The 25,615-nt window shown below is 68.1% G+C and carries 25 protein-coding genes; 9 read left to right on the top strand and 16 right to left on the bottom strand.

Features of this window, described 5'->3' with window-relative positions; translation table 11 throughout:
* Positions 1-74 precede the first annotated feature (74 nt).
* The 11 genes from ACFY3V_RS16760 to ACFY3V_RS16710 form a co-directional block, all read right to left on the bottom strand.
* A complete protein-coding gene (locus ACFY3V_RS16760; protein ID WP_350946384.1) occupies positions 75-398 on the bottom strand; it encodes a MerR family transcriptional regulator in 324 nt (107 codons plus the stop codon).
* 154 nt (positions 399-552) lie between these two features.
* Positions 553-1,008 carry an Hsp20/alpha crystallin family protein gene (locus tag ACFY3V_RS16755; protein ID WP_362896273.1) on the bottom strand — a complete coding sequence of 152 codons (456 nt, stop codon included), beginning with the start codon at positions 1,006-1,008 and terminating at the stop codon, positions 553-555.
* A gap of 125 nt (positions 1,009-1,133) precedes the next feature.
* Positions 1,134-2,000: an aldo/keto reductase gene (locus ACFY3V_RS16750; protein WP_362896271.1), complete on the bottom strand. Its 867-nt coding sequence runs from the start codon at positions 1,998-2,000 to the stop codon at positions 1,134-1,136.
* 151 nt (positions 2,001-2,151) lie between these two features.
* Positions 2,152-2,586, bottom strand: a complete 435-nt coding sequence (locus ACFY3V_RS16745) for a DUF86 domain-containing protein (RefSeq protein ID WP_362896269.1) — start codon at positions 2,584-2,586, stop codon at positions 2,152-2,154.
* Positions 2,576-2,872: a nucleotidyltransferase family protein gene (locus ACFY3V_RS16740; RefSeq protein WP_362896267.1), complete on the bottom strand. Its 297-nt coding sequence runs from the start codon at positions 2,870-2,872 to the stop codon at positions 2,576-2,578. The genes ACFY3V_RS16745 and ACFY3V_RS16740 overlap by 11 nt, the downstream gene beginning before the upstream one ends.
* Positions 2,873-3,001: 129 nt before the next feature.
* Positions 3,002-3,817 (bottom strand): carbohydrate ABC transporter permease, encoded by an 816-nt coding sequence (locus ACFY3V_RS16735; RefSeq protein ID WP_362896265.1) that lies wholly within the window; start codon positions 3,815-3,817, stop codon positions 3,002-3,004.
* Entirely contained in the window at positions 3,814-4,692 is an 879-nt protein-coding gene (locus tag ACFY3V_RS16730; protein ID WP_362896263.1) for a sugar ABC transporter permease, read from the bottom strand. Before ACFY3V_RS16730 ends, ACFY3V_RS16735 begins: the two co-directional genes overlap by 4 nt.
* Positions 4,693-4,908: 216 nt before the next feature.
* The gene (locus ACFY3V_RS16725; RefSeq protein WP_350943503.1) at positions 4,909-6,213 is read right to left on the bottom strand and encodes an extracellular solute-binding protein; all 1,305 of its coding nucleotides are present in this window, start codon (positions 6,211-6,213) and stop codon (positions 4,909-4,911) included.
* A gap of 10 nt (positions 6,214-6,223) precedes the next feature.
* A complete protein-coding gene (locus ACFY3V_RS16720; protein WP_389774085.1) occupies positions 6,224-8,539 on the bottom strand; it encodes a TIM-barrel domain-containing protein in 2,316 nt (771 codons plus the stop codon).
* Positions 8,540-8,823: 284 nt separating this feature from the next.
* Positions 8,824-9,648: a permease-like cell division protein FtsX gene (locus ACFY3V_RS16715; RefSeq protein WP_389774082.1), complete on the bottom strand. Its 825-nt coding sequence runs from the start codon at positions 9,646-9,648 to the stop codon at positions 8,824-8,826.
* A 1-nt stretch (position 9,649) separates the two neighbouring features.
* A complete protein-coding gene (locus ACFY3V_RS16710) occupies positions 9,650-10,342 on the bottom strand; it encodes an RNA polymerase sigma factor (protein WP_389774079.1) in 693 nt (230 codons plus the stop codon).
* Between the two features lie 239 nt (positions 10,343-10,581).
* On the opposite strand from ACFY3V_RS16710, the gene ACFY3V_RS16705 reads away from it, so the two are divergent.
* Positions 10,582-12,591, top strand: a complete 2,010-nt coding sequence (locus ACFY3V_RS16705) for a beta-galactosidase (RefSeq protein ID WP_389774076.1) — start codon at positions 10,582-10,584, stop codon at positions 12,589-12,591.
* Between the two features lie 65 nt (positions 12,592-12,656).
* Here the strand turns inward: ACFY3V_RS16705 and ACFY3V_RS16700 are convergent, their stop codons facing one another.
* Entirely contained in the window at positions 12,657-13,457 is an 801-nt protein-coding gene (locus ACFY3V_RS16700; RefSeq protein ID WP_389774073.1) for a hypothetical protein, read from the bottom strand.
* A gap of 316 nt (positions 13,458-13,773) precedes the next feature.
* Between ACFY3V_RS16700 and ACFY3V_RS16695 the strand changes: the two genes are divergently transcribed.
* The 3 genes from ACFY3V_RS16695 (at position 13,774) to ACFY3V_RS16685 (ending at position 17,374) form a co-directional block, all read left to right on the top strand.
* Positions 13,774-13,920: a hypothetical protein gene (locus tag ACFY3V_RS16695; RefSeq protein ID WP_362896251.1), complete on the top strand. Its 147-nt coding sequence runs from the start codon at positions 13,774-13,776 to the stop codon at positions 13,918-13,920.
* Between the two features lie 144 nt (positions 13,921-14,064).
* The gene (locus ACFY3V_RS16690; RefSeq protein ID WP_362896249.1) at positions 14,065-15,312 is read left to right on the top strand and encodes a YcaO-like family protein; all 1,248 of its coding nucleotides are present in this window, start codon (positions 14,065-14,067) and stop codon (positions 15,310-15,312) included.
* Between the two features lie 259 nt (positions 15,313-15,571).
* Entirely contained in the window at positions 15,572-17,374 is a 1,803-nt protein-coding gene (locus ACFY3V_RS16685) for a hypothetical protein (RefSeq protein ID WP_362896247.1), read from the top strand.
* A gap of 143 nt (positions 17,375-17,517) precedes the next feature.
* On the opposite strand, the gene ACFY3V_RS16680 is transcribed toward ACFY3V_RS16685, so the two are convergent.
* Both ACFY3V_RS16680 and ACFY3V_RS16675 read right to left on the bottom strand, forming a co-directional pair.
* Entirely contained in the window at positions 17,518-17,847 is a 330-nt protein-coding gene (locus ACFY3V_RS16680; RefSeq protein WP_389774069.1) for a hypothetical protein, read from the bottom strand.
* A gap of 116 nt (positions 17,848-17,963) precedes the next feature.
* Positions 17,964-19,010, bottom strand: a complete 1,047-nt coding sequence (locus ACFY3V_RS16675) for an SIS domain-containing protein (RefSeq protein ID WP_389774066.1) — start codon at positions 19,008-19,010, stop codon at positions 17,964-17,966.
* Positions 19,011-19,111: 101 nt separating this feature from the next.
* On the opposite strand from ACFY3V_RS16675, the gene ACFY3V_RS16670 reads away from it, so the two are divergent.
* From ACFY3V_RS16670 to ACFY3V_RS16650, 5 genes are all read left to right on the top strand, one after another.
* A complete protein-coding gene (locus ACFY3V_RS16670) occupies positions 19,112-19,873 on the top strand; it encodes an ATP-binding cassette domain-containing protein (RefSeq protein WP_389774245.1) in 762 nt (253 codons plus the stop codon).
* Positions 19,874-19,983: 110 nt separating this feature from the next.
* On the top strand, positions 19,984-20,886 hold the full coding sequence (locus ACFY3V_RS16665; RefSeq protein WP_389774063.1) for an ABC transporter permease: 903 nt from the start codon (positions 19,984-19,986) through the stop codon (positions 20,884-20,886).
* Between the two features lie 24 nt (positions 20,887-20,910).
* Positions 20,911-21,894, top strand: coding sequence for an ABC transporter substrate-binding protein (locus tag ACFY3V_RS16660; RefSeq protein WP_362896237.1), 984 nt, complete (start codon positions 20,911-20,913; stop codon positions 21,892-21,894).
* 127 nt (positions 21,895-22,021) lie between these two features.
* Positions 22,022-22,786 (top strand): DeoR/GlpR family DNA-binding transcription regulator, encoded by a 765-nt coding sequence (locus ACFY3V_RS16655; protein ID WP_362896235.1) that lies wholly within the window; start codon positions 22,022-22,024, stop codon positions 22,784-22,786.
* 1 nt (position 22,787) lies between these two features.
* Entirely contained in the window at positions 22,788-23,690 is a 903-nt protein-coding gene (locus tag ACFY3V_RS16650) for an ROK family protein (protein ID WP_389774058.1), read from the top strand.
* A 76-nt stretch (positions 23,691-23,766) separates the two neighbouring features.
* On the opposite strand, the gene ACFY3V_RS16645 is transcribed toward ACFY3V_RS16650, so the two are convergent.
* Both ACFY3V_RS16645 and ACFY3V_RS16640 read right to left on the bottom strand, forming a co-directional pair.
* A complete protein-coding gene (locus tag ACFY3V_RS16645; protein WP_362896231.1) occupies positions 23,767-24,570 on the bottom strand; it encodes an ABC transporter permease in 804 nt (267 codons plus the stop codon).
* Between the two features lie 67 nt (positions 24,571-24,637).
* Entirely contained in the window at positions 24,638-25,615 is a 978-nt protein-coding gene (locus tag ACFY3V_RS16640) for an ATP-binding cassette domain-containing protein (RefSeq protein WP_389774054.1), read from the bottom strand.

Raw genomic sequence — 25,615 nt, 5'->3', positions numbered from 1 at the left:
ATCCTGCCGCCCCTGCCGCTCGGCGGAGCGCTCCTCTCCTCGGGCGGCACGCCCCCTGGCAGGCTCCTCCCGTCCTACCGCTCGGCGGAGCGCTCCTCCTGCCGGGCGGCACGCTCCCTGGCCAGTTCCTCCTGCAGGTCGCGGACCTGCTGCTGCAGGGTGAAGATCCGGCGTACGGCGGCGAGGCTCATACCCTCGCCGACGAGCCGGATGGCGTCCTGCAGGTCACCGATCTCGTGGCGGGTGTAGCGCCGCTGGCCGCCGGTGGAGCGGGCCGGGCTGACCACGTCGTGCTCGTCGAGCCTGCGCAGGAACGCCTGCTCGACCTCGAGCATGTCGGCGACCTGGCCGACGGAGTACAGCGGGGCGTGCTCGTCGTCGAAGGGTAACCGGGCCATCACCGCTCCTTTCCCTTGCGGGGTCATGGGGTTCCCTTACGGGGTCGTGGGGTTCGTGGATGGTTCCCCAGGAGGGGACGGGGCGGGAAACGCGCGGGGTGGGTGCCGGAACCGGCACCCACCCCGAGGAGGTTCTGCGGTCAGACCCTGGACCTCACGCCTTGATCGACTTCTGGTCGGCCGTGCTCTCGGCCTTCTGGATCGCGACCTTGCGGGGCTTGGCCCGCTCGATGACCGGGATGCGCACCGCCAGGACCCCGTTGGAGTAGGCGGCGTCGACCTTGTCGCTGTCGAGGTGCTCGGACAGGTAGACGCGGCGGGTGAAGGTGCCCATCGGGCGCTCGCGGACGAACAGGCGGTCCTCCTCCCCGTACTCCTCCTCACGACCGGCGCTCACCGAGAGCACCCCGCGGTCGACGGTCACCTCGATGGTGTCGGGGTCGATGCCCGGGAGGTCGAACTTCAGGAGGACGTCGTCCTTGCGGCGGACCCCGTCGAGCGGCATGGCCACCCGCGCGGCCCCCTCGCCCGACCCCAGGACCTGGCGGGAGAGCCGGTCGAACTGGCGGTCGAACTCCTGGATGAACGGGTCGATCGACGTCAGCAGCATCGGTAACCACCTCCGTGTGAACTGGCAGGTATCCTCAAGCCTGCCTTCTCGGAAACCTCTTACTCCAGTTATAGGTTAGCGGCTCTTCGGTTCGCAAGTATCCTCGGGAAAATTCTCAGCAATCCTCAGACGCCCCTGGTCAGAGCGTTGAACTCCTCGTCGGTCAACCGGACGGCCGCGGCGGCGACGTTGTCCTCCAGGTGGGCGACCGTCGAGGTGCCGGGGATCGGCAGCATCACCGGGGAACGGCGCAGCAGCCACGCCAGGGCGAGCTGCGAAGGGGTGGCGCCGTGCTCCCTCGCCGCCGCGGCGAGCGGGCCGCCCTCCGCCGCCAGCCTGCCGGTCGCGAGCGGGAACCAGGGGATGAAACCGATGCCGTTCGCCTCCGAGTACTCCAGCAGGGGCTCGGCGTCGCGGTGCGCGAGGTTGTAGAGGTTCTGCACCGAGACGATCGTCGCGGACTTCCCCGCCTCCTCGACGTCCTCGACGCTCACCTCGCTGAGGCCGATGTGGCGGATCTTGCCCTCCCGCTGCATCAGCGCGAGCTCCCCGACCTGGTCGGCGACGGGGACGGCCGGGTCGATGCGGTGCAGCTGCAGCAGGTCGATCCGCTCGACGCCGAGGTGGCGCAGGCTCAGCTCGACCTGCTGGCGCAGGTACTCGGGACGGCCGACCGGCGTCCAGAGCCCGGGACCCTGCCGGGTGAACCCCGCCTTGGTCGCGATCACCAGGTCGTCGGGGTAGGGGTGCAGCGCCTTCTTGATGAGCAGCTCGGCGACGAACGGGCCGTAGGAGTCGGCGGTGTCGATGAGGTTCACGCCGAGCTCGACCGCCCTGCGCAGGACCCGGACGGCCTCGTCGGGGTCGCGTGGGTCTCCCCACACTCCCTCGCCGGTGAGCTGCATCGACCCGTAGCCCAGGCGGTTGACGGTGAGGTCGCCCCCGATGGTGAACTGCCCGGAGGCCTCGGCGGGACGCGTCGTGGTCGTCATGATGTCCTCCTGGAATTCGGTCTGCGTTCATGATTCGCAACAGGGTGTCGAAGTGACCGATTCCCCCCGCACCCCGCGTCACTCGTAAACCTTCCGGCACGCACTCGCAAAGCACCTCGGATGAGGATGCGGCAGCGATTTTGCCGGAGAGCTAAGAAGCCGAACCCGTTGAGGGTTCGGTGCGCGCATCCTCAGGAGGAGCGGATAAGGTGCGTGCCTCCTCTTGCTCCAGACGCTCGAAGAGGTCCGGGTAGGCGCGCTGAAGCAAGTTTCGTACTTGGCGCTCCAGGTCGGGGACGTTCACCGTGGCGGCGCTGTGCACGATCTTCCAGTCGACGCTGAAGTAACGGTGAACCACGTTGTTACGCAACCCTCTGATCAGTTTCCACGGGATCTCAGGGGTGGAAGCTCGGGTCTCGTCCGAAATCCCTCCGACGGCCTCACCGATGATGGACAGCTGCCAGATGACCGCATCACGGCGCATCGAGTCAGCCGACCACATCTCAGGCGAGACACCTTCGAGGTACGAAGCGATCTTTCTGGCGGCTTCCACGATGTCCACCAGATACAGGCCCTCACGCTGCATACAACACCTGGGCGTCGTTGAGGACCTGATCACGAATGACCCAGTGGAGCCCTTCCTTGGAGACCACATCGACCTTGCGGCCCAGAAGCTCCTCCAACTCCTCCTGGAAGCCGAAGAACTCGATCCCAATGTCACTGCCAGGTTTCAGAACATAGAGGAGGTCGACGTCGCTCCCCTCCCCGTCCTCACCACGGGCGACTGAGCCGAAGACAGCCAACTCGACGACACCGTACTTCTCGCACAATTCAACTAACCCTGTGTAGACGGTTGTGAAGTCAACGCTCATGACACCTCCCGCCCTTCATGCTGTCACCTCAGTCGGGCCACCGCACCATTTGGAGCTAGCCTTCCCCCATCTCGACATCCCGAAATCCGTAAAAAGGAAGCATGAGGTCGAACGGGAGGCGAGGTGCGGTCATTTGACGGCGCCCACGGTCACGCCGCGGGTGAGGGTCCGCTGGAAGATGAGGAAGAAGGCGACCGCGGGCAGGATGCCGAGCAGCGCCGAGGCGCTGGACATCGTGGCGTCCATCATCTTGTCCCCCTGCAACACCCCGAGCGCGACCGGGACGGTCTGGTTCTCGTTGGAGATGAGGAAGACGAGAGGCAGGAAGAACTCGTTCCAGGTCCAGATGAAGAAGAAGATGAGCAGCACGCTCAGCGTCGGCCTGCTGATCGGCACGACGACCTGCCACAGGGCCCGCCATTTGCCCGCGCCGTCCAGGGCCGCCGCCTCCAGGATCTCGCGCGGGAAGCGGCCGAGCACCGAGGCGAGCAGGTACGTCCCGAAGGCGCTCTGGATCACCGTGAAGATGATGATCACACCGAGCCTGGTGTCGTACAGTCCGACCTGCTTGGCCAGGTAGTACAGCGGGTAGACCAGCGCCTCCTGCGGCAGCGTGTTCGCCACCAGGAAGACGACGAGGATCCACACCCGCCCGCGCACCCTGCCGATGCCGAGCGCGTAGGCGTTGAGCACAGAAAGGACCGTGGCGAACACCGCGACCGAGCCGCTGATCAGCAGGCTGTTCCACAGCTTGCCGCCGAAGTCGACCCGGTTCCAGAAGTCGACGATCCCGTCGAGATACAGCTCGCTCGGCAGTCCCAGCGGCCCGCCCGAGGAGTAGTCGGCCGGGGACTTCACCGCGTTGAGCGTGACGATGGCGAACGGCACCAGCATCGCGACGGCCAGCACGACCAGCGAGACCAGGACCGAGTATTTCCGGATCATGATTCCCTGTCCTGAACCCGCAGGAAGAACACCGTCACCGCGATGATCACGAGGGTGAGCACGGTGGCGATCGCCGCCCCGTACCCGACGTTGGCCTTCTCGAAGAAGTTCTGGTAGCTGAAGTAGGACGGCACGAGCGTGGCACCGCCGGGACCGCCCCTGGTCAGCACGAAGATCGGCCCGAAGACCTTGAGCGCGGCGATCGTGCAGGTGAGCAGGACCACGTAGATCTCCGGCCGGATCTGCGGGATCGTGATGTGCCAGAACCGCCGCCACCACGAGGCGCCGTCCATCTCGGCGGCCTCGTACAGCGCGGGATCGACCCGCTGCAGCCCCGCCATGAAGATGACGACCGGGTAGCCGATCTGGAACCACACCATGATCGCCATCACGCTCGGCAACGCCCAGGCCGGGTCACCGAGCCAGTTCCTCGGCTCCATCCCCAGCAGCCCGAGCAGGTCGTTGAGCGCCCCGAAGCGCGGGTGCATGATCCAGCCCCAGACGATCCCGGCCACCGCGACCGGCAGCACCTGCGGCAGGTAGTACGCGGCCCGCAGCACGCTGGCCGCACGGGGACCGACCTTCTTGCCCACGTAGTCGAAGAGCGTGGCGGCCAGGACGAGGCCGATGAGCGTCGGGACGATCGCCATCGCCACGATGAGCGCGACGTTGTTGCGGAAGGAGGACCAGAACCGCTCGTCGGCGAGGAGGCGGGTGTAGTTCTCCAGCCCGATCCACCTCGGGTCGCCGATCCCCTGCCAGCGGGTGAAGCCGATGCCGACGTTCATCAGGAACGGCACGACGATGACCGCGGTGAAGAGCACGGCGCTCGGCAGCAGGAACACCCAGTACCCGCGGTCGCGAGACCTCGGCATCGGAGGTCTCCTTTCTCTGTTCTGTGCGTACGGCTTTCTCTGTTCCGTGGGCACGCTCTGCTCCGTGCGCGTGTCCCGCGCACGTGTTCTGTGTTCTGCGCGCACGCTCTGCTCCGTGCACTGCTCCGTGCACTGCTCCGTGCGCGGGCCGCGTGTTCGGTACGCGCGGCCCGCGCCGTGACACCGTGATCGTCACGGCGCGGGCCGTGGGAGACGTCAGTTGCCGATGTCGGCGAGGTTCTCCTCGTACGGAGCGGCGATCTCGTCCAGGACCGCGTCGGGGGTCTTGGTGCCGTTGATGAGGTTCTGCACGCCCGAGACGAGCACGTCGTAGTAGCCCGGCGCCGGCCAGTCGGGGTAGAAGGCCAGCCCGTCGGAGGTCGAGAGCCTGTTGAAGTTCTCGATCAGCTCCTTGCTCTTCTCGTCGGTGATCGCGTCCGTGTCGGCGGCGACCGGGATGCCGCCGGAGTTGCCGAGCAGGTTCTGGATGTCCTTCTTCATCGTGATGTCGATGAAGTCGTAGGCGAGATCCTTGTTCTTGGCGTTCTCGGGGACGACCCAGATGTTGCCGCTGGATCCGGCGCTCATCGTGTTACCCGGCCACAGGAACGAGCCCCACTCGAAGTCCTTGACGTCGCTGGCGAAGCGTCCGTACCACCAGCTGCCGGAGACCAGGATCGGATACTTGCCGCCGATGAAGGAGGTGCCCATGTCCTCGGCCTTGATCGCGGCGGAGTCCTTGTCGACGTAGCCCTTCTTGACCCAGTCGGCGAAGGTGTCGGCCGCGTACTTGAACTCGGGTCCCTTGAAGTCGACCTTGCCCTTGTAGAGCTGGAAGGCGTCCACCCACGGTCGCTGCGCCTTGCTCAGCGCGAGCTGGTAGAAGATCTGCTGCGCGGGATACTCGGCGCCGCCGACCGCGATGGGGGTGGTCCCCGCCTTGACGAACGTGTCGAGCGCGGCGGTGAACTCCTCGAAGGTGGTGGGTACCTCGACGCCCGCCTTCTTGAAGGCGTCCTTGTTGTAGTAGACCATCACGTACTCGGCGTAGTTGGGGACGCCGTACCACTTGCCCCCGCCCATCACCCCGCGCTCGTCGTATCTCGCGGTCGTCTGGATCGAGGGGCTGAGCAGCTTGTCCCAGCCGCGCTTGGTCACCTCGGGGGTGAGGTCGGTGAGCAGACCCTGCTTCGACAGCAGACCGGCCGTGGCGTTGCCCTTGTTGTACTCCATCACGTCGGGGGCCTCGTCCGAGTTGAGGATCATCCCCGCCGACTGGCGGATCTGCTCGAACGCCTTCTCCTCGAACTTGACCGTCACGCCGGGGTGCGAGGCCTCGAACTGCTTGACGGCCTCGGCCCACGCCTTGCCCATCGCGCTGTCGGCGCCTTCGTAGTGCCAGAGCTTCAGGACACGGGGGCCCTCCGCGGCGGGGGTGTCCGCCGCGGGTTCGGTGCCGCCGCAGGCGGCGAGCGCCATGAGCGCCGCCACCGCGGCGACACCGACTTTCAGGTTGAACATGGTCTTTCTCCTAGATGGTGGTGATGACGAGTGGTATGTCGGCCCCCACCAACTCGACGCCCGCGATCCGCGCGCTCCCCGAGACGGTCACCCGCAGGCCCTCCCCCTCGGGGACCGCGGTGATCACGGTGTCCCCGTCGAGGTCGGAGACGACGGTACGGATCTCGCCGCTGTCGGCTCCGACTCCGTACGCGATCAGGGTGATCTCCCCGAACGGCCCGTCCCCGACGGTCCCGCCCGCCTCGGTCCCACCCCGCTCGGTGAGAACGGGGACGACGGCCCCGCGCCGGACGTACAGCGGAACGCGGTCCAGCGGCGTGGCGGCCGTGACGTACCGGCCGCCGGACAGGATCTCGCCCGTCCAGTGGTCCACCCACTCCCCCTCGGGCAGGTAGACCTTCCTCACCTGCTCGGGCGAGGTCATCGGCGCCACCAGCAGGTCGCGGCCAAGGAGATACTGCAGGTCCGCCTGCCAGGCCACCGGGTCGTCCGGGTAGTCCACGCACAGCGCCCGCATCATCGGGGCCCCGGTCCTGGCCGCCTCGACGGCCGCCGTGTAGATGTACGGCATGAGCCGGTAGCGCAGCCTCAGCGCCTCGACCGCCTCCGCCTCGACCTCGGGAAACTCCCACGGCTCCCTGCTGGTGGTGCCGTGCAGGCGCAGCAGCGGGGAGAGCGCGCCGAACTGGGTCCACCTGACGTACAGGTCGTCGGTGGGGCGGCCGGTGAACCCGCCCGCGTCGTGGCTCCAGAACGGGACGCCGGACAGGCCGTGCGCCAGCCCGCCGCGCAGCGTGCTGCCCATCGCGGCGTAGCTGGTGTAGGTGTCGCCGCTCCACTGCGCCGAATGCCGCTGCCCGCCGAGGAACGACGAGCGCGCCCAGACCATGCCGTGCCCCGCGACCTCCTTGGTCACCTCGGAGACGGCGTCGTTGAACAGCAGCGTGTAGACGTTGTGCAGGTCGGTGCCGGACATGCCGTTGGCCGCGACCGCGTCGTGCGGCACGCCCTCGGCGAAGTCGGTCTTGAAGACCTGGACGCCCTGTTCGAGCAGCGGGCGCAGCAGTCCCTTGAACCACTCGGTGGCGGCCGGGTCGGTGAAGTCGACGATGCCGCAGGCCGGGTAGGAGCCGTGCCAGCAGTCGGCGACATAGACCTCGCCATCAGGCTTCTTCAGGAAGTATCCACTCTCGGCCGCTTCAGCGAAGATCGGGCTGAGGTGGGAGATGTACGGGTTCATCCACAGGCAGACCTTGAACCCCATCTCCTTCAGCTCGGCCAGCATGCCGGTGGGGTCGGGGAAGCCCTCGGCGTCCCAGCGCAGGTCGGACCAGTGGCCGTCGGTCTGCCAGTACGTGTCCAGGTGCAGCACGTCACACGGGATGCCGCGCTCGCGGATCCTCCGCGCCCGCGCCATCACCCGCTCCTGGGTGTCCACGAAGAACCCCGAGGAGATCCAGGTGCCGAACGCCCACTTCGGCGGGAGCAGCGGCCGGCAGGTCAGCAGGTCGAACCGCTCCAGCACCTCCGACGGGGTCGGCCCGGCGATCACGTAGTAGTCGATCAGGTCGTCCGGGACCACGATCTGCACGCAGCTGTGCGTGGACTGGCACACGTCGAACTCCACCGGCGTCCCGCTGTCCACCAGCACGCCGTAACCCCTGCTGGACAGGTAGAACGGGATGTTCTTGTACGCCCGCTGCGACTCGGCGCCAAACGCGTCGAAGTTCCACATCACCGGCCGCTGGCCGCGCTTGTCGAGCCGGGTGAACGACTCGCCGAACCCGCTGAACGCCTCGTCGGCGGGGGCCACGAAGCTCTCGTGGTAGCCGACCACCGCGCCACCCGAGCTGGAACGGCCGAACGGCAGCGTGCGCAACCGGCCGCTGATGTCGGTGTGCCCCCGGTCCTGCTCGAGCAGCGGCGCCCCGCTCGCGTCGGTGAACCTCAGGTGCCAGGGAGCCAGGGTGATCTCCGCGCGCAACGAACCCGCGTCCAGCAGGATCGTCCCCTCGCGGCTCTCCACCCGAGCCCCGGCGAACTCGCCCGGCGTGACCATCGAGATCGCCGCGGCCGACCGGGTCCGCGCGTCCGCGTCCTGCCCGAGCCGGACCCGGATCACCCCCTCGCCCGCCACACTCAACTGGACTAAAAGCGTCTCCTCGGCCGATGTCACGGCCTTCAGGATCACCCCTGCCGCATCGGAGGCGACCGGCTCAGCCGAGATCAACGCCGACAGGCCCCCCTCACCGTGCGAGCGTACGGGCAGCTCAGGCGGGTCGGCGACGAAGTACTCGTGCGCGACCAACGGGGGACGGTAAGGCATGGGAACTCCAGCGCTCGGGCCTGCATCTGCCGAGTTAGTTTTACGTCCAAACCAACAAACGTCAATGCCTGCACCTGCCGGAGCTCACCTGGACCCCCCTCTTCGGACCCGTACGCACCTCGCCTCGAATGCGACCCGTCATCCCCGAAGCCGCGCCTCACGGGCAGGACGGGCGGGCCGGATGCCCGTCCGGCCCGCCCGTGACGCCCCCTGGCACCGCGACGTCATCGAACGCCGCGCTCACCCACCGGCACGGGTTCGGTCGGTCCTCGGTCGGTCCTCGGTCAGTCCCCGTAACCACCCGAAGCGCACAGGGTCCTGTCCCTCTCGACGATCTCCCGGGCGTTCTCGGTGCGGCACTTGCGGTTGACCACGTTGGCCACTCCCCGCAGCGTCTCGGCCTTCTCGATCACGGCATTCCAGTCGGTGCCGGGCCGCATCTTCAAGGTGAACGACTCGTTCATGTCCTCCACGTCGAGGATCTCGGACAGCTTCCCGGACGGCCCGTCCTCGCGACGCAGGTCGGCGTAAGCCTCCTGCTTACTCACGAAGGAGATCGCCTCCACCTGCGGCATGGCCCCGAGCGTCCGCTCGATCACCGCCACGTCCCGCGACGTGGCGGCTTTGCCACCCAGGATGGGTTCCGGCGGCGGACCGAGGCCACCGTCGTCCACGGCGAAGCCACCGCCACCGCACAACAGGAAGGGCGAGTCGTCCTTGCAGAGGAACACCACGATCTCGGGGTCCCCCTCGCGCCACACCTCCCGATCACCCGTGGCGGCGGGCGTGGGCGGCCGCTCCTCACCTGGCCCCCGTGCGATCACCGTCGTCGTCGTCACCACCGCGACGACGGTGGCCGCGACACCGACCGTGGCCATGAGGTGCGAGAGCGGGCGCGACCATCGCCGTCGCGAGGCCGGCGGGCCCGCCACGGCGAGCCTCCGGCGCGATCCTGGCAGCCGGATCGAACGCCGGGCTACCCGCCTGAGCCACCCGGAGACGCCGCGTTCGGACTCCTCGGCGACGCCACGAAGGCGGTTGAGTGCGGAGGCGACCGCCTCTGGCCGCGGAGCGGGCTGGGCCTCGGCTCGGTCACGAAGCAGGTTCATCTCATCCATCGTGTCGTCTCCCCTTGCTTGCGACGTCCCTGTCCAGAACCTTCCTGACCTGCCTGCGGGCCCGGTTCAGGCGGGACCCGACGGTGCCAACGGGGATGCCCAGGGCGTCGGACACCTCCGCGTAGCTGAGCTCGCCGTACGCGACCAGCAGGAGTGCCTCCCGGTCACCGGCTTTCAACACGGCGAGCGCACCCGCCAGGCGGCGCTGCGCGAGGTCGGCGTCGGCGCGGTCCACCGGTGACACTCCCGAGTCGGTGACGGAGGCGTCCCTCGCCCGCTCCAGCGCGCGGTACAGGCGCACCTCGTCCCTGCGGTGCCGCCTGATCAGGTTGGTGGCGATGCCGAACAGCCACGCGCGCGCGTCGTGACGGGACAGGTCGTAGCGCTCCCGCTGCCGGAAGGCCGCGAGGAACGTCTCCGCCGCGACGTCGTCCGCGGCGTCGGCGCCCAGTCTGGCGGAGGCGTACCGATGGATCGCGGCGAAGTATTTGTGGAAGACCTCGGCGAACCGTTCCGGATCGCGCAGCGACATCCGGATCACCTCGGCGTCACTCGCGACCGCGGCCTCCACCGGCACGGCGTCCCCTGCCACGTCGTCCCCGACCGCCTCGTCCGTGAGGAACGATGCCGGCAAGGCCAGGCCGGGAAGGACGCGATCGGGCGGACGATCGCTGTTTACTCTCATGCGGAGGATGCCTTTCGTGGGGCAACGGACGTGGTTATTGCCCGCACCCCGCCGCCGTCTTCACGAGAAGGCTCACATACCGCCGCCAATCCGTACCCGACAACCCCGACGAATCCTGTCCCTCGCGCGGACCGTCCGTGGGCAAGAGGATACAAAGGCGCGGGCCAGAGCCGCCCTCTTGAGCCCGGCCCGCCGCACGTGGATAATTAGTTTAGTTTCCATCCAAACAAAGGGGAGCCGTGGACTGGTCGGAACGGCTCGGCGGGCTGTGTTACGGCGGGGACTACAACCCCGAGCAGTGGCCGGAGGATGTCTGGAAGGAGGACGTCGAGCTGATGCGGCGGGCCGGGGTGAACCTGGTCAGCGTCGGCGTCTTCTCCTGGGCGCGCCTGGAGCCCGCACCCGGCGTCCACGACCTCGGCTGGCTCGACCGCGTCCTCGACCTGCTGCACGACGGCGGGATCCGCGTCAACCTCGCCACCCCGACCGCCTCGCCACCCCCCTGGTTCGGCCTCGCCCACCCCGACGCCCTCACCGTCACCCACGACGGCACCCGCCTCACCCACGGCAGCCGCGACACCTACTGCGTGCACTCCCCCGCCTACCGCGCCGCCTGCGCCGGAATCGCCCGCACGCTCGCCGAGCGCTACCGCGACCACCCGGCGCTCGCCATGTGGCACGTGCACAACGAGTACGGCACCACCTGCCACTGCGACCACGCCGCCGACGCCTTCAGGACCTGGCTGCGAGCCCGGCACGGCACCCTGGAGGCGCTGAACGACGCCTGGACCACCTCGTTCTGGAGCCAGCACTACTCCGCGTGGGAGCAGATCACCACCCCCCGCGCCACCCAGTACCTGCCCAACCCCTCCCAGGCCCTGGACTTCCGGCGGTTCGTCTCCGACGCGATGCTCGACCACTTCCGCGAGCAGAAGGCGGTGCTGCGCGAACTCACCCCGAACGTCCCGGTCACCACGAACTTCGTCCTCGGCGACTGGGTGCCGGTGAACCACCGCCACTGGGCGGCCGAGGTCGACCTGGTGGCGATCGACCACTACCCGTCCACCGACCCGCCCGCCGAGACCGCCTTCGCCGCCGACCTGGCCCGCGGCTGGGCCACCGGGAAGCCCTGGCTGCTGATGGAGCAGGCGGTGGTCACCTACACCGGCCCCCGGATGCGCGCCAAGCACCCCGGTGAGATCACCAGGCTGAGCCTGTCGCACATCGCGCGCGGCTCACGGGGAGCCATGTTCTTCCAGTGGCGGGCCTCCCGGGGCGGCGCCGAACTCTGGCACGGCGGCATGGTCCCGCACGCCGGACCCGACTCGCGGATCTTCCGCGAGATCTGCGACCTGGGCGCCCTGCTGCCCACACTGGAGGACGCCTGCGCGGCTCCCGTCGAGGCCGGGGCCGCGATCCTCTGGGACGCCGAGGCGAACTGGGCACTCCAGGCACCCGGGCTGCCCTCCACCGAACTGAACTACACCGAGGCCGTACGCCAGGCCCACCGGGTCCTCTACCGGCACGGCGTCACCGCCGACGTCGTCCACCCCTCCGCCGACCTGTCGGCCTACCCGCTCGTCCTCGTCCCCAGCCTCTACCTGATCTCCGACGCCGACGCCGACAACCTGCGCCGCTACGTCTCCGGCGGCGGCACCCTCGTGGTCTCCTACCTCAGCGGCATCGCCGACGAACACGCCCGCGTCCGCCTCGGCGGCTACCCCGGCGCCCTCCGCGACCTGCTCGGCATCCGCGTCGAGGAGTTCCACCCCCTGCCCCCCGACGTCGCCCTCACCCTGTCAGCTCCTGACGTCCTCGCCCCCCGGAGCACCTCCCCCCGGGCCGAAATACCCGCACGTCCCCCGACCGACGAGGCGACGTTTTCCGATGAAACGACGTTCCCCGGCGACCGGCCGGAGACCGGCACCTTCTGGAGCGAACACGTCCATCTGGAGGGCGCCGAGGCGCTGGCCGTCTACACCGGCCCGCACACCCTCGCCACCCCCCTCTCCGGCCAACCCGCCGTCACCCGCCACCCGTACGGCTCAGGAACGGCCCTCTACATCTCCACCCGCCTGACCGACGACGCCTACGCCCGCCTGCTCGGCCTCTCCCCCACCCCCGTGGAACTCGTACGACGCGGCGACTGGCTCTTCGCCATCAACCACGGAGACGAGGAACACGAACCGGGCGACCTGCTCCTACCCCCGGGCGGTTTCGCCGTACGACCACACGTTGAGCGAGAGTGACAACGGCGGCCACCTCGATGCCGAACCGCCCGACGATCAGCGCCCCGTCAGGCCGCCGACCGCTGTCACAACCCGTCCCTGTCCTCAAGCTTGGTCGTCACCTTGTTCGCGGGCGGCGCCTTGATGGAGACCCTGCTGCCCCAGCCGGTGAAACGGGTCTCGACGCTGATCGTCTTGCCCTCCCACCCGGTGCTGTCGAAGATGCCGACGACAGGGAAGGACGTGGTCAGGTGCTGTGGCAGGTGGTTTCTGTCCACGGTGAGCTTGAACGTCACCACGGTCTTGTCGCTCGACCGGAGCGGCAAAGTGGCGCGGAACCAGGGCGAGACTTTGGCGAGCCTGCCGAAGGTGGTGGTGCCGCTGTAGGTGGTACGGGACTTCTTGGCGCCCTTGAGCAGGCTGGTGAGGGTCGCCGGCTCTGCGACGTTCACCAACTGGCTGAACCAGCCGTCCGTACCGCCCGTCATGCCGCTCGGGTCCTTGTACCAACTCTTGCCTCGCGGCATTTTGTCGCGATAGGTGCCACCTTGGGAGTAGCTCGTGGTGCCGACCCGGATCGTCCGTTCGGGGACGGGCGGATTGAGGCGATCGTCGGCCGGGCGGGCACTCTGCGAGCTGATGTCGGAGGCGACGACCCCGCCTCGGCCGAACTGGAAGGAACCGGTGCGCCGCAGGTAAGGCTGGCCCTCGCCATCTTCGATCATGGTGCTCCGGTCGCTGAACCTCACCCCCTTGCCCGGAACGAACTGGCTCTTCACCGCCTTGACCGGATCGGCGAGGGCTGCCTGAGCCTGGGCTTGGGCCGGTGCCCCGGTCACGAGCGCGACGGCCGTGACCGCGGAGATGCTCGCGATCATTCGCTTCATAGGGGTTCCTTGATAGTCCGGGAAAGAAGGAGCAATCTTTCCCGATCTTGATCACGGACGTGTCTCATCTCTCTGCGGGAGGTCATGGCCGAGCACCGGGAACACCGCTCGTTTCGAGGAGTCCGAAGAGCCGGCCGACGACCACGACATTGAGCACGAAGACGCAGGCCGGCCCCCTGTACCAAACGATGAAACTCTTCGGAGAGATGAGGAGGCATGTATCTATCATCTACAAATGGGAGATTTTAGGATCTTTTGCAACGCATGCGCCATCCATGGTGTTCGCTGGACCCGTTTCCGGGCACCATGAGCGCACTTGCGTGAAGGGATGGTGAGCCTCATGGGCCACGGTGCGGACTACATGAAATCCGAGTCGTTGGACAGAAGCCGCCAGGAACTGACCGAAGCCGAACGTGAGCAGCTGAAAGAACTGCTTCGCACGGCGAAGGTCGACGGTGAGTAGATGCGGAAACCAAACAAAGGGCACGGGACGGCCTCTCCCGCACCTACCGTCTGTTGCCTGAATTAACCGGCGACAGAAGACGGCAAGGAAATGGAGCCGAAAGCAGAGCGTACATGTGCTCCACCATTCGAGAGGGAGCGCACGGTGCCACTGCCGGAGGCCATGAGGCGGGTGATGGTCGCGCTGGCGGAATTGGGCTTGGAGCCGGAGCTCATCGATCTGGGCCAGGGCGGAGATCCAACCGCCTGGTCGTGCCGAATGCTCACCGACGGCGGAGTCATGCCGCCGATGGCTCAGGGGATGGGCAAGGGCCGGCGTGAGGAGGCACGCGTGGGAGCGCTGTACGAGGCGCTCGAGCACTACCTCACCGGCCCGGCCCTGTTCGACCCCACAGCCGTGGAGCCGGCTGAATCCACTCAGATAGCGGCCGGGCCGCTGCGGAACGAGGCCTGCGGCATGCTACTGGCCCAGACACCCGGCCGACAGCTGGCCTGCCATCGCTATCACCCCCTGGGAGGAGGGCAGGAGACGCTGGTGCCGCTGTTCTTGTCGGCCCCCTGGTATGTCGAGACCCACGCCGGTCGGCTGCGCGAACAGATCGCGGATACCTACGACTACCGCCATCTGATGCGCTACAGCTGCAACAGCGGCTCGGCGGTCGGCGTCACCGAAGACGAAGCGCTGCTGCACGCCCTCAACGAGACCATCGAACGCGACGCCTTGTCCCTACTTCTGGTGCGGTCGTTCCTGTGCACCGCCGACTTCCGGCCCACCGTGATCGATCCGGCCACTCTCCCGGCCGAACCGGCGCACGCGTACTCGGCAGCCGAGCGGCTCGCCGACTCTCCGGTGTATCTGCTGGACATCACCAGCGACTTCGGGGTGCCCACCATGCTCGCCTACACCGCCCCCACCCCGCACCACCCACACCGGCGCGGCGCCGGCACCTCACTCAGCCCCGTCTATGCCGCCTGGCGCGCCCTCACCGAACTGCTTCAGACCACCTTGGGGGAAACCTCGTCGTGGTCCGACGCCCCACTGCGCGGTGAACTCGCGGGGCTCGCCCCCTATCCCGCCCTGCACGCGTGCGGGCGGTTCGACCTCACCGATCACCTGCGCGGCGCCCGCACGATCCCCTTCACCTCGGTCGGCGGGACGCCCGATCAGCCCCATGCGCAGTTGCACCGGCTGATAGCCACCCTGACCGCGCACGGCTATCCGCCCTACCATCGCACAGTGGCCAGACTTCCAGGCGCTATCACCGCCGTACACGTGATCGTGCCTGGCTTGGAACGTTTCCTACTGATCACCGACGGCAACCTCATCCTTCCCGGACCCCGTGGACAAGCCACCGCTCAAGGTCACGAAGGTCGACCGGCTCCTCAACAGTGACCCCCGAGGTCTATCGCCCGTCAAGGAGGGCTGGGACGGCCTTTGTCTGGCGGGCAGCAGATTTGCGAAGGGTTAGAACCGGCCGGAGCCAAATCCCCTAGCCGATGAATCGCCACAGTATGCACGGTGGCAGTAGGGAAGACAGCCAGGTCGGCCGCCGGAAACACGGGGACCCTGCCTCCTCGGCGTCGTATACGGCTTCGCTGACTGCGGCAAGGTACGCCTCGCCTCCCGCGTGAGTGGAGGGGAAGGGGGACGGATGCGAAAACCCATCCCCGTATCTCAGAAAATTCCCGACAACGAGGTGCACCGACTCCTTGAGTTCTACGATCGGGCGATGCTGCAGGCGACCTTGTTGCCGTTGATCGAGTGGCTGCCCTGTCGTCCTTCCCGGTGGCGGCTCCTCCGACCGTTTTCCCGGTTGCCGCGGCTGACCTTGGGTACGCGGACGCTGATTATTCGACATATCGATCAATCCCTCTCCGCGCTCGGGCATCGTTACACGGCTCGAGAGGCTCTCGACACGTCCTCGCCCAGGCCGACAGAAGACCGCGACACATGCGTGCGATACCGCGAGTCCCTGCCGATCGGACGACACAGGTGGATGGTGGTCGGTTTCGCGGTGCCGGCACTGTTCCTCACCGCGGTGCTGATCGAGGCGGCCAGTCGCTGGACCTCGGAGGGGAGGAAGATCAAAGAGCTCCTGGCGGCGATGCTCGCGTACTTTGCCGTCGGTTCGCGGTCGGCCGATGCCGAGAAGATCATCACCAAGGCCTTCGAACTGGGAATTACCGGCCTGCTGGCATCCCTGGCGATCCTGTTGATCGGTTGCTACGTGCTGACCCGGCCGTTCGTTCCGGCGTTTCGGCTCAAGCGTCAGATCCTCAACCTCTCCGATCAGGACGACCACGACATTCGTGAGTCGGCGAGTAGCTGGCACGTCACCAAGTCGGTCGGGGCCTACCAGCAGGAGCGGAAGGTCTTCACCGATCTCGGTTACCGACCCCCCCGGGAGTTCCCGCTCGATCTTGTGGTCCTGATCTTCCCGATCGCCTGCCTGACAGTAGCGGCGATAGCTCTGGCGTGGAGTGCGGCTGTCCCGGTGACCATCCGGTGGTGGGCCCTGTGGCTCGCAGGTTTGGCCGGGCTACGTGCGGTGTGGCTGTGGTCGGTTTGGCGTGGCCGCCAAGACCAGGACCGGACACCACCTGCGGCCGGCGTCGCGAAAGGCACCGGCCGCTATGTGGAGTCCCGGCCCATCACCGAAGCCGTGGCCCTGCCGTTTCTGATCTTCACAGCCCTCTGGCTGTATCCACTGCTGGGGGCGGTCACCTTCTATCGCTTCGCCCTGACCGCAGACCGATTACGTGCCGCGGCAGCCATCCGCGACGAACGCCTTCCACGTGGTGGCCGGCCCCTGCTGGCAGTTGGGGCATTCGCCATCGCCACACTGATCTATATTCCGATCCGCTTCGTATGGAAGAGGATGCCCGAGCTTCTCCAGGTAACAGCTTGGGCCTTGGTCGTCGCCGCACCCATCGTTGTTCTGGTCCTCCACCTGTGGCGGTTGACCGAACTTTTCGATGTCGACCGGCCGGCGCGCCGTCGGTATCGGAGATGCGCCGCCGTGGCCTGTTCACTCCTGCTGGTCCTGCTGGTCTCGTGGTTCCTGCAGAGGATAATGACACCGGAGCAAGAACTCCAGAAATTAGTGCTGGTCGGGACCATCTCTTCCGGCATTCTCGCGCTGTATGCGCTGCTAATGGGAGCGATTCAACGTTGCCAAAACCGTCTTGTGACGGAAGAACGCCTAACCATACCGGTCCCGAACGGTATCTGCGAGGGCAGTACTACTCTCGATCAGATATCGACATCTTCACACGAAGCTCTCGGACGCTTGGTCCCACCCCGCCATCCAGCGAGTCGGCGTCATATGTCGGGTCGATTGTCTTGGCCTGTTCAGGTATTCATCGAGTATCGTCACGGCGATGTCGACCGACAGCGGAGGAGACATCACGCCTCCAATGTGATGGATAAATCGGGTGACAGTCACCCTTCGTAGCGGACTAGCCAGGCCGACGTTCACCTGTCGCGTGTGACGGCGTACCGCTCTCCGCGTTCCAGTCCATCCACCTGCGTCCTTCGGCGCAGAAGGCGGAACCACAGAGCGGGTGCCCATCCACGCACGGATGGGCACCCGTTCCGCTACTTAAGGATCCAGAGCTCGTACTTCGGGTTACCGTTCCAGCCCTTTGCGTAGTAGCGGCATTCGTAGGAGCCACCCCACAGCTTGCCGTCGGCCCGGCATTTGGACGCACCGGCAGAGGTGCCGGGATACGTCGCGACGTATTCCCAGCCGAGGGCGGTCGCTGCCCCGGCGACCGCGCCCGCCGGGGCCGCGGCCGCCCCGATGCCCGCGACCACTGCGGCCGCCACCAAAAGGGAGCCCATTCCATGCTTGAGACTGATCATGTGCCTCCGTTCGCCCTCGAACATGATCTTCTCTGTTTTGCCTAACAAGTCAGCACGTCGCATGGGTTATGGGTAAAAGCCGGAGTACGCCAGGCAGAGGTCATGCACCGTCCTCCGCGACTCGCCTCTGCCGTAGGCACGGCGGTAAGAGCCTTAGGGTCGTCGTTGACGTGCTGGTTTCACAGGACGCGGGTCACGCGGCTGGCATGGCGGAACGCGCCCGGCTGCAGCCCGTTGTCCAGGGCACTCGCAACGCTCAGCATCTGCAGCGGCAAGATCTCGGCGATCGGCCGGGCCGCACCGGTGAGGGCGGGGGCCGCGAGGTTCACCCCGGGCCCCTCTCCCGGCCCGACCCAGAGCACCTGCCCGTCGCGGTCGAGGATGTCCTGCGCCATGCGCCGGTTGAGTGACGCCGTCGCCCGGGCCCCCGCCAGCATGACGGCCGTGAAGCGGTCGTCCACCAGGTCGAGCGGGCCGTGACGGAACTCGCTGGCGGCCAGCGCCTCCGCGTGCACCTTGCCCGCCTCCTTCACGAGCAGCGCCCCGGTGCGCGCCGACGCCAGCGACGGGCCGCGGCCCAGCACCACGAATGTGCGACTGGCCAGCTCCAGCGGGCGGGCGATGTCAAGGTGATCGTCGAGGGCCTCGACGTACCGCCGCACCTCGGACACAGCGGGCGCGAAGTCCGCCGAATGATCTTCGCCGAGCGCGGCGTCCACCAGGCGCGCGCCGGCCACGATCGTGTTGATGTACGTCCCCGTGCCGGCGGTGTCCTCGCGCGCGGCCCCTACGTGGAGGGGATAGACGACGTCCGCGGCGCGGGCGAGCGGCGAGCTCAGGTTGTTCACCACCGCCAGGATCGTGGGGCGCTTCGGACCGAGCGTGTCGAGCAGGGCGAGCACCTCCGCCGACTCGCCCGACTGTGAGACGACCACAAGCAGCTTGTCGGGGGTCAGCAGGCCGGGCGCGTAGTTGATCAGCTCGGCGGTCTCGACGACCCAGGCGGGCACGCCGGCCGATACGAGCCGCAGCCACGCCGGGTAGGACGCGAACGGCCCCGAGCCCATGCCGGTGAACACGATGCCGTTGTAGCGCGCCAGCCGGTCGCGCACCAGGCGGCCGACGTCGTCGGGGATCGGAGCGTCGAGGATGGCGCGGAGGGTGTGGACCTGTTGGGCGATGCCACGCACATAGGGAGGCGTCATGTCGGAGGAGGAGGAGTTCACGCGGTCAACTTATCACCTTCCTGTTACATCCAAAATTTTTTCTGTTCGCTTCTTGCCATAAATGTTTGAATGAACATAACCTCTCCGCCATGACATCCTCACTGGCAGAGCCGTTGCTTGAGGCACGCAACGTCGCGAAGACGTTCGGTCACGTGCAGGCGCTGCGCGGCGCCGACTTCGCGGTCGGTGCGGGCGAAGTGGTCGCACTGATGGGCGACAACGGCGCGGGCAAGAGCACCCTCATCAAGATCCTTTCTGGTGTCCAGCCCCCGACCAGCGGCGAAGTCCTGATGGACGGCGAGCCCGTCGAGCTGCGAAGTCCCGACGCCGCTCGCGCCCTGGGGATCGAGACCGTCTACCAGGACCTCGCGCTCGCCGACTCCCTCGACGCGGCCAGCAACCTGTTCCTCGGAAGGGAACACATGCGCTCCGGACTACTCGGGCGCCTCGGCTTTCTCGACAAGAAGGCCATGCGCAACGAGGCCGCACGGGTCTTCAGCGAGTTGTCGGTGACGGTCACACCAAGCGGGCAGACGGTCCGTGGCATGTCCGGCGGCCAGCGTCAGGGGGTCGCCGTCTGCCGCGCCGTCATGTGGGCCAACCGCGTCGTTTTCATGGACGAGCCCACGGCCGCGCTGGGCGTGGCCCAGACCAGGAACGTCCTCGACCTCATCAAACGGGTGCGTGACCGGGGCATCGCGGTCGTCCTCATCAGCCACAGCGTCCCCGACGTGCTGGATGTCGCCGACCGGATCGAGGTGCTGCGGCTCGGGCGGCGCGTCGCCCGGCTTGACGCCCGCGTCACAAACACCCAGGAAGTGGTCGCCGCCATCACCGGCGCGCGCCAGGAGGAGATGAGATGAGTCCCCCAAGTGCCGTCACGGCGGCCCCGGCTACCGGGACGGAGTCCCCGCGCGCTCGGCTGACCGGCCTCCTGCTACGTCCGAGCACGGTCACGTTCATCATTCTGTTCGTGATCGTCGCTGTGTTCGCGACCATCGCGCCCGTCTCGTTCACCGGTGCGAGCAACACACGGGCCATCCTCACCGACGCCTCGATCCTGCTCATCCTCTCCATCGCGATCAACTTTCCGATGATCACGGCAGGCATCGACCTCTCGACCGGCTCGGTGCTGGTGTTCTCCGGAGTGATGTCGGTCAAGGCCATGCAGGCGTTCGGCGGCGACGGCCCCGGGGTGGCCGTCCTTGGTGGCGTCGTCGCGGTCGCCAGCGGCCTGGCCTGGGGTGTGCTGCACGGCGTGCTCGTCGCGTACGGGCGAATCCCGGCCTTCATCGCGACACTGGGCACTCTCGGTGCGGCGCTCGGGCTCTCCTACATCATCACGGGCGGGTTCGACCTGCAGGACGTGCCGTCCTCGGTCACCGCCATCGGGTCGCAGCGCCTGCTCGGAGTGCCGTGGCTCGTGGTGGCGGCCGCGGCCGTCGCCATCGTCTTCGGAGTGTTGCTGCAGGCCACCCGCTTCGGCCGCCACACCTACGCCATCGGCGCCAATGAGGAGGCCGCCCGACGCGCCTCCATCAACGTCAACATCCACCTCGTGAAGGTGTACGTCATCGCGGGCGGGCTCACCGGCCTGGCCGGGTTCCTGTCGCTCGCCCGGTTCGCCACCACCACCCTCGCCGGGCACGCCACCGACAACCTCCAGGCCGTCACCGCCGTCGTCCTCGGCGGCACCAGCCTGTTCGGCGGAACGGGCGCCATCGTCGGCACCGTCGCCGGCGTCTTCATCCCCACGGTGCTGCAGAACGGGTTCGTCGTCACGGGCGTGACGCCCTACTGGCAGCAGGTCGCCGTGGGCATCGTCCTCATCGCCGCCGTCTACCTCGACAAGATTCGCCGCAGCCGCTCCGTCTGAACGGCCATACCTCGAAGGAAACCCATGAAGCCGTCCCTGCGTGCCCTCGGACACGCCGCCCTCGTCACGTCGGTGATCGCGGGCCTCACCGCCTGCGGCGCCGCGGAACGCTCCAACGACACGGCCACGGCCACCGCCTCCGCCAGCATGTCCCTCATCGTGGGCAACCTCGGCGACGCCTACTACCAGTCGCTCATGTGCGGGGCCAAAAAGGAGGCCGCGGCCAAGGGCGTCGCGCTCGATCTGCTGGGGCCGAAGGCGTTCGACACCTCGCAGCAGGTGCCTATCGTCAACGGCGCCACCGCGAAGAAGCCCGACGCCATCATCATCGCGCCGACCGACTCCAAGGCTCTCTTTCCACCGCTCCAGCAGGCGCACCAGGACGGCTCCAAGATCGTCACAGTGGACACGACGCTCGACGACACCTCGTTCCTGTCCTCTCAGATATCCGCCAACTGGACGCAGATGGGGACGCTCGGTGCTCAGGAGCTCGCCAAGGCCGTCGGTGACAAGGGAACCGTCCTGGCGATCTTCTCGCCGCCCGGCGTCACCACCAACGATCTGGGACGCAAGGCCTTCCTCAAGGAGATGGCGGAACACCCCGACATCGAGCCGGTCATCCAGTACAGCCAGGGCGACGCGGGCAAGTCCGCCTCGATCGTGGCCGCGGCGCTGGCCCGGCACCCCGGGCTGGCAGGTGTGATGACCTTCAACGGCGGCGACGCCGAAGGCGCGGTCACCGGCCTCCGTGAGGCGGGGAAGGCCGGAAAGATCCCCCTGGTGGCCGGAGGCGCCCGCGAGTATCAGGTCGGGTTGCTCAAGGACGGCATCGCCAAGGCACTCCTCGTGCCCGCGCCGTCGAAGATCGGCGCCGCCGCGGTGGACCAGGCGCTGGCGGCGGCGAAGGGCTCGGCCACGCAGCCGACCGTCGACACGGACATCGTCGTCGCCACCCGCGACAACATGGACGATCCCGCCATCGCCCAGTCGTTCTACGTGCCCTGCTGACCCGGCCGATGACGGCGCGGGCGCACCTTCGACGCGCCCGCGCCGTCATCGGACAGCCACCGTGCGCTGCCCCCGCATCCCGCCGACCGGCACTACGCTGAACACGATCACTCACCGGAGGAACGTGATGAAGAAGTCCGACCGGCACCGCCTGATCCTGGACGTGATCCAGCGGACCGGCCGTCTCCGCATCTCCGACATCGCCCGAGAGAGCGGCATGACCGAGATGACCATCCGCCGCGACCTGGAGGCGCTGGAGCAGACCGGTGCGCTCAGCCGTGTTCACGGCGGAGCCGTCTCCATCGTCTCGCAGAGCCACTCGCCGCGCTATCAGGCGCGCATCCTCAGTAACGCCGAGAACAAGCAACACATCGGCAAGGCCGCCGCCGAGCAGATCCGCGAGGGCGAGACGATCATCCTCGATGCCGGGTCCACCACCGCGAACGTCGCCCGCGCCCTCCTCGGAAGGCGCAACATCCGCGTCCTCACCGTGGACCTGCGCATCGCCTCCGAACTCGCCGACGACCCCGGCCTCACCGTCCTGCTCGCGGGCGGCGTGGTGAGACCGGTGGAGCACACGCTGTACGGCACCGAGACGCAGCGCGCGTTCGCCGAGTACAACTTCGACACCTACATCATGAGTGCGAGCGGCCTGGACGCGGTCAGCGGCGTCACCGAGTACAACCCCGACGACGCGTTCGTCAAGCGTTCCGCCCTGGCCAGCGCCCGCCGCACCATCCTGGTCGCCGACGGCGGCAAGTTCGGCGTCACGACGTACGCGAAGGTGTGCGGTCTGGACGACGTCGACATCGTCGTCACCGATGAGCAGGGCGCCGCGACCGAGACGGCCCGCGCGGCCGAGAGCGCCGGCACCCGGATCGTGAGCACCTGACATGAGCCGGCCCACAGCCATCGCGGGCGTCGACGTCGGCGGCACGAAGATCGCCGTCGGCGTTCTGCACGCCGACGGCACCAGTACCCGGATAGGGGTCGAGCCGACCGTCCGCGGCACGGGCGAGGTCAACGCCGCCACCGTGCGCACGCTGCTCCGCCGGGCCTGCGACACCTTCGCCATCGCGGCCGTCGGCCTTTCCGTCACCACTACGGTCGACGGCGACGGCCGCTTTCGCGACCTCACCTCCTGGATCGGCTGGCGCGGCTGGACGCCCGCCGACGTCCTGGGCGACATGCCCCGCGAGCTCCGGGACGGCGGCTCCGTCATCGCCGCGAACGACGCCGCCTGCGGCGCCCTGGCCGAATGGTCGCTCGGTGCCGGGCGCGGCGCGAACGAAACCCTCTTCGTCAGTCTCGGCACCGGCCTGTCGCACTCGCTCGTGCACGACGGTCGAGTACTGACCGGCGCACACGGCGGGGCGCTCTTCAGCGGGTACGCGCCTCCGGCACGCTGCCCCTGGTCGACGTGCGAGGCAGGCACCGTGGAAGACATCTGCTCCGGTCCCGCACTGGCGGAGGCGTACCGGGGGCCGGGCGCGAGAGACGCCAGACCCGTCCTGGACGACGCCCGTGACGGAGTTCCCGCCGCCGGAGACGTCGTGGACCACGCGGCCTGGCACCTCGGCGCGTACCTCGCCGGACTGGTCCAGTCGTACGACCCCGAGGTGGTCGTCATCGGCGGAGGGCTTGGCACCGGCGCGCCCGGCTACGTCGAGCCGGCCGTGCGTATCGCCCGTGACCTCATCCGGCTGCCCTTCGCGTCCCGCGTTCCCTTCACGCCCGCGGCACTCGGCGCCGACTCCGGCTGGCTGGGCGCCGCCCTCACCGCTGCTCACGGGTGAGATCCCGCGTAGCGGTGGGTGGCCGAGGTCCGACGGGCCGAGGCTCGCGCTCCGCCACGTACGAAAACCGCCGGGGTCATTGCCGGCGGCTGTAGGCGCGGATGGCGAGGGGGCAGAACACCACGAAGAGGACCGCGCACCAGATGAGCGTGGTGGTGACGGTGCCGCCGACCGGGGTGCCGTTGAGGAGAGCGCGGCAGGCGTCCATGGCGTGGGTGACGGGGTTGATCTCGGCCCAGGCTCGCAGCCAGCCGGGCAGGGTCTCGACGGGAGCGGCGAGGCTGGTGCCGAGCTGCAACGGCAGGAAACTGATGAAGCTGATCGCGAGGACGGTGTCGGCGCTCCTGACGAGGACGCCGAAGAACACGGTGACCCAGCTCAGGCAGAAGCCGAAGGTGATGGCGAGGCCGGCGGCGGCGAGGACCGCGGGGAGACCACCGTGGGCGCGGAAGCCGAGGAGCGTGCCGATGGCGAAGAGGATGGCGACGGCGAGCAGATAGCGGACGATGTCGGCCAGTACCGAGCCGAGCAGGGGCGCGAGGCGGCTGATGGGCAGGCTGCGGAACCGGTCGGTGACGCCGTTCTTGAGGTCGAGGTTGATGTTGGTGCCGGTCGAGACCAACCCGGCGAGGCCGGCGCCCATGACGAGGATGCCGGGGAAGAGGTACCGCAGGTAGTCGGCGGTGGAGCCGGCCACGGAGCCGCCGAAGAGATAGAGGAAGAGCACCATGAACAGGGCGGGTGTGACGACCCCGTTGACGATCGGGCCGGGGTTGCGGGTGGTCTTGGCGAGGCTGCGGCCGGCGAGCACGAAGCTGTGCCGTAGCCAGGCGAGGGGCCGGGTGCGCGGTGGTTCGATGCTGGACACGGTGGCGGTCATCGGGCGGCCCTCGTCGGTTCGTCGGCGGCGGTGGTAGGTATTCCGGTACGCGATCGTTCGGTGGCGGTCATCTGGCGGCTTTCGTCGGTTCTTCGGCGGAGGCGGCAGGGGTGGCGGGTGTTCCGGTCAGGGCGAGGAAGACCTCGTCGAGGCTGGGCAGGCGCAGCGACAGTTCGGAGACGCCGATACGGCGTTCGCGCAGCCGGGCGGCGATCTCGAAGAAGTCCCCGTCACCGGTGACGGGCACGACCAACTCGTGGCGGCTGGAGCGCTCCGGGGCCCGGCCCGCGACGTCGGCCAGGATGCGGGCGGCCACGTCGGTGTCGGCAGGGTCGTTCGGCCGCACGGCGATGGTGTGCCCGCCGACTTCTCGTTTCAGCTCGGCGGGGGTGCCGGAGGCGATGACCCGTCCCTGGTCGATGACGGCGATGGCGTCGGCGAGGGCGTCGGCCTCTTCGAGGTACTGGGTGGTGAGCAGGACGGTGACGCCGTCCGCGCTCAGGCCCCGGATCATCTGCCACAGCTCGTCGCGTTTGCCGGGGTCCAGTCCCACCGAGGGCTCGTCGAGGAAGACCACCTTGGGGTGTCCGACCATGCTCGCGGCGAGATCGAGGCGGCGGCGCATGCCACCGGAGTAGCCGGCCACCGGTCTTTTCGCCGCGTCCTCCAGGCCGAAACGGGCGAGCAGGTCGGTGGCGCGCAGGAGAGCCTGCGGTCGGGACAGGTCGAGGAGCCGGCCGATCATGACCAGGTTCGCCAGGCCGGTCAGCTCCTCGTCCACGCTGGTGTGCTGGCCCGACAGCGCGATCCGGCGACGCACCTCCGCCGGTCGGCGTGCCACGTCGAACCCGGCCACGGACGCGCGCCCGCTGTCGGGGCGCAGCAGGGTCGCGAGGACGCGGATCACGGTGGTCTTTCCCGCGCCGTTGGGGCCCAGCAGGCCGAGCACCTGCCCGCGCGGGGCGGCCAGACCGACACCGTCCAGCGCGGTGACCTTGCCGAACGCCTTGGTCAGCCCTTCGGTCTCGAACCCATGATCGCTCAC

This window comes from Streptosporangium sp. NPDC000095, from assembly GCF_042899335.1.
Lineage (GTDB): Bacteria > Actinomycetota > Actinomycetes > Streptosporangiales > Streptosporangiaceae > Streptosporangium.
The sequence above is the reverse complement of the archived record's forward strand: the minus strand, read 5'-3'. Positions and strand labels throughout refer to the sequence as shown.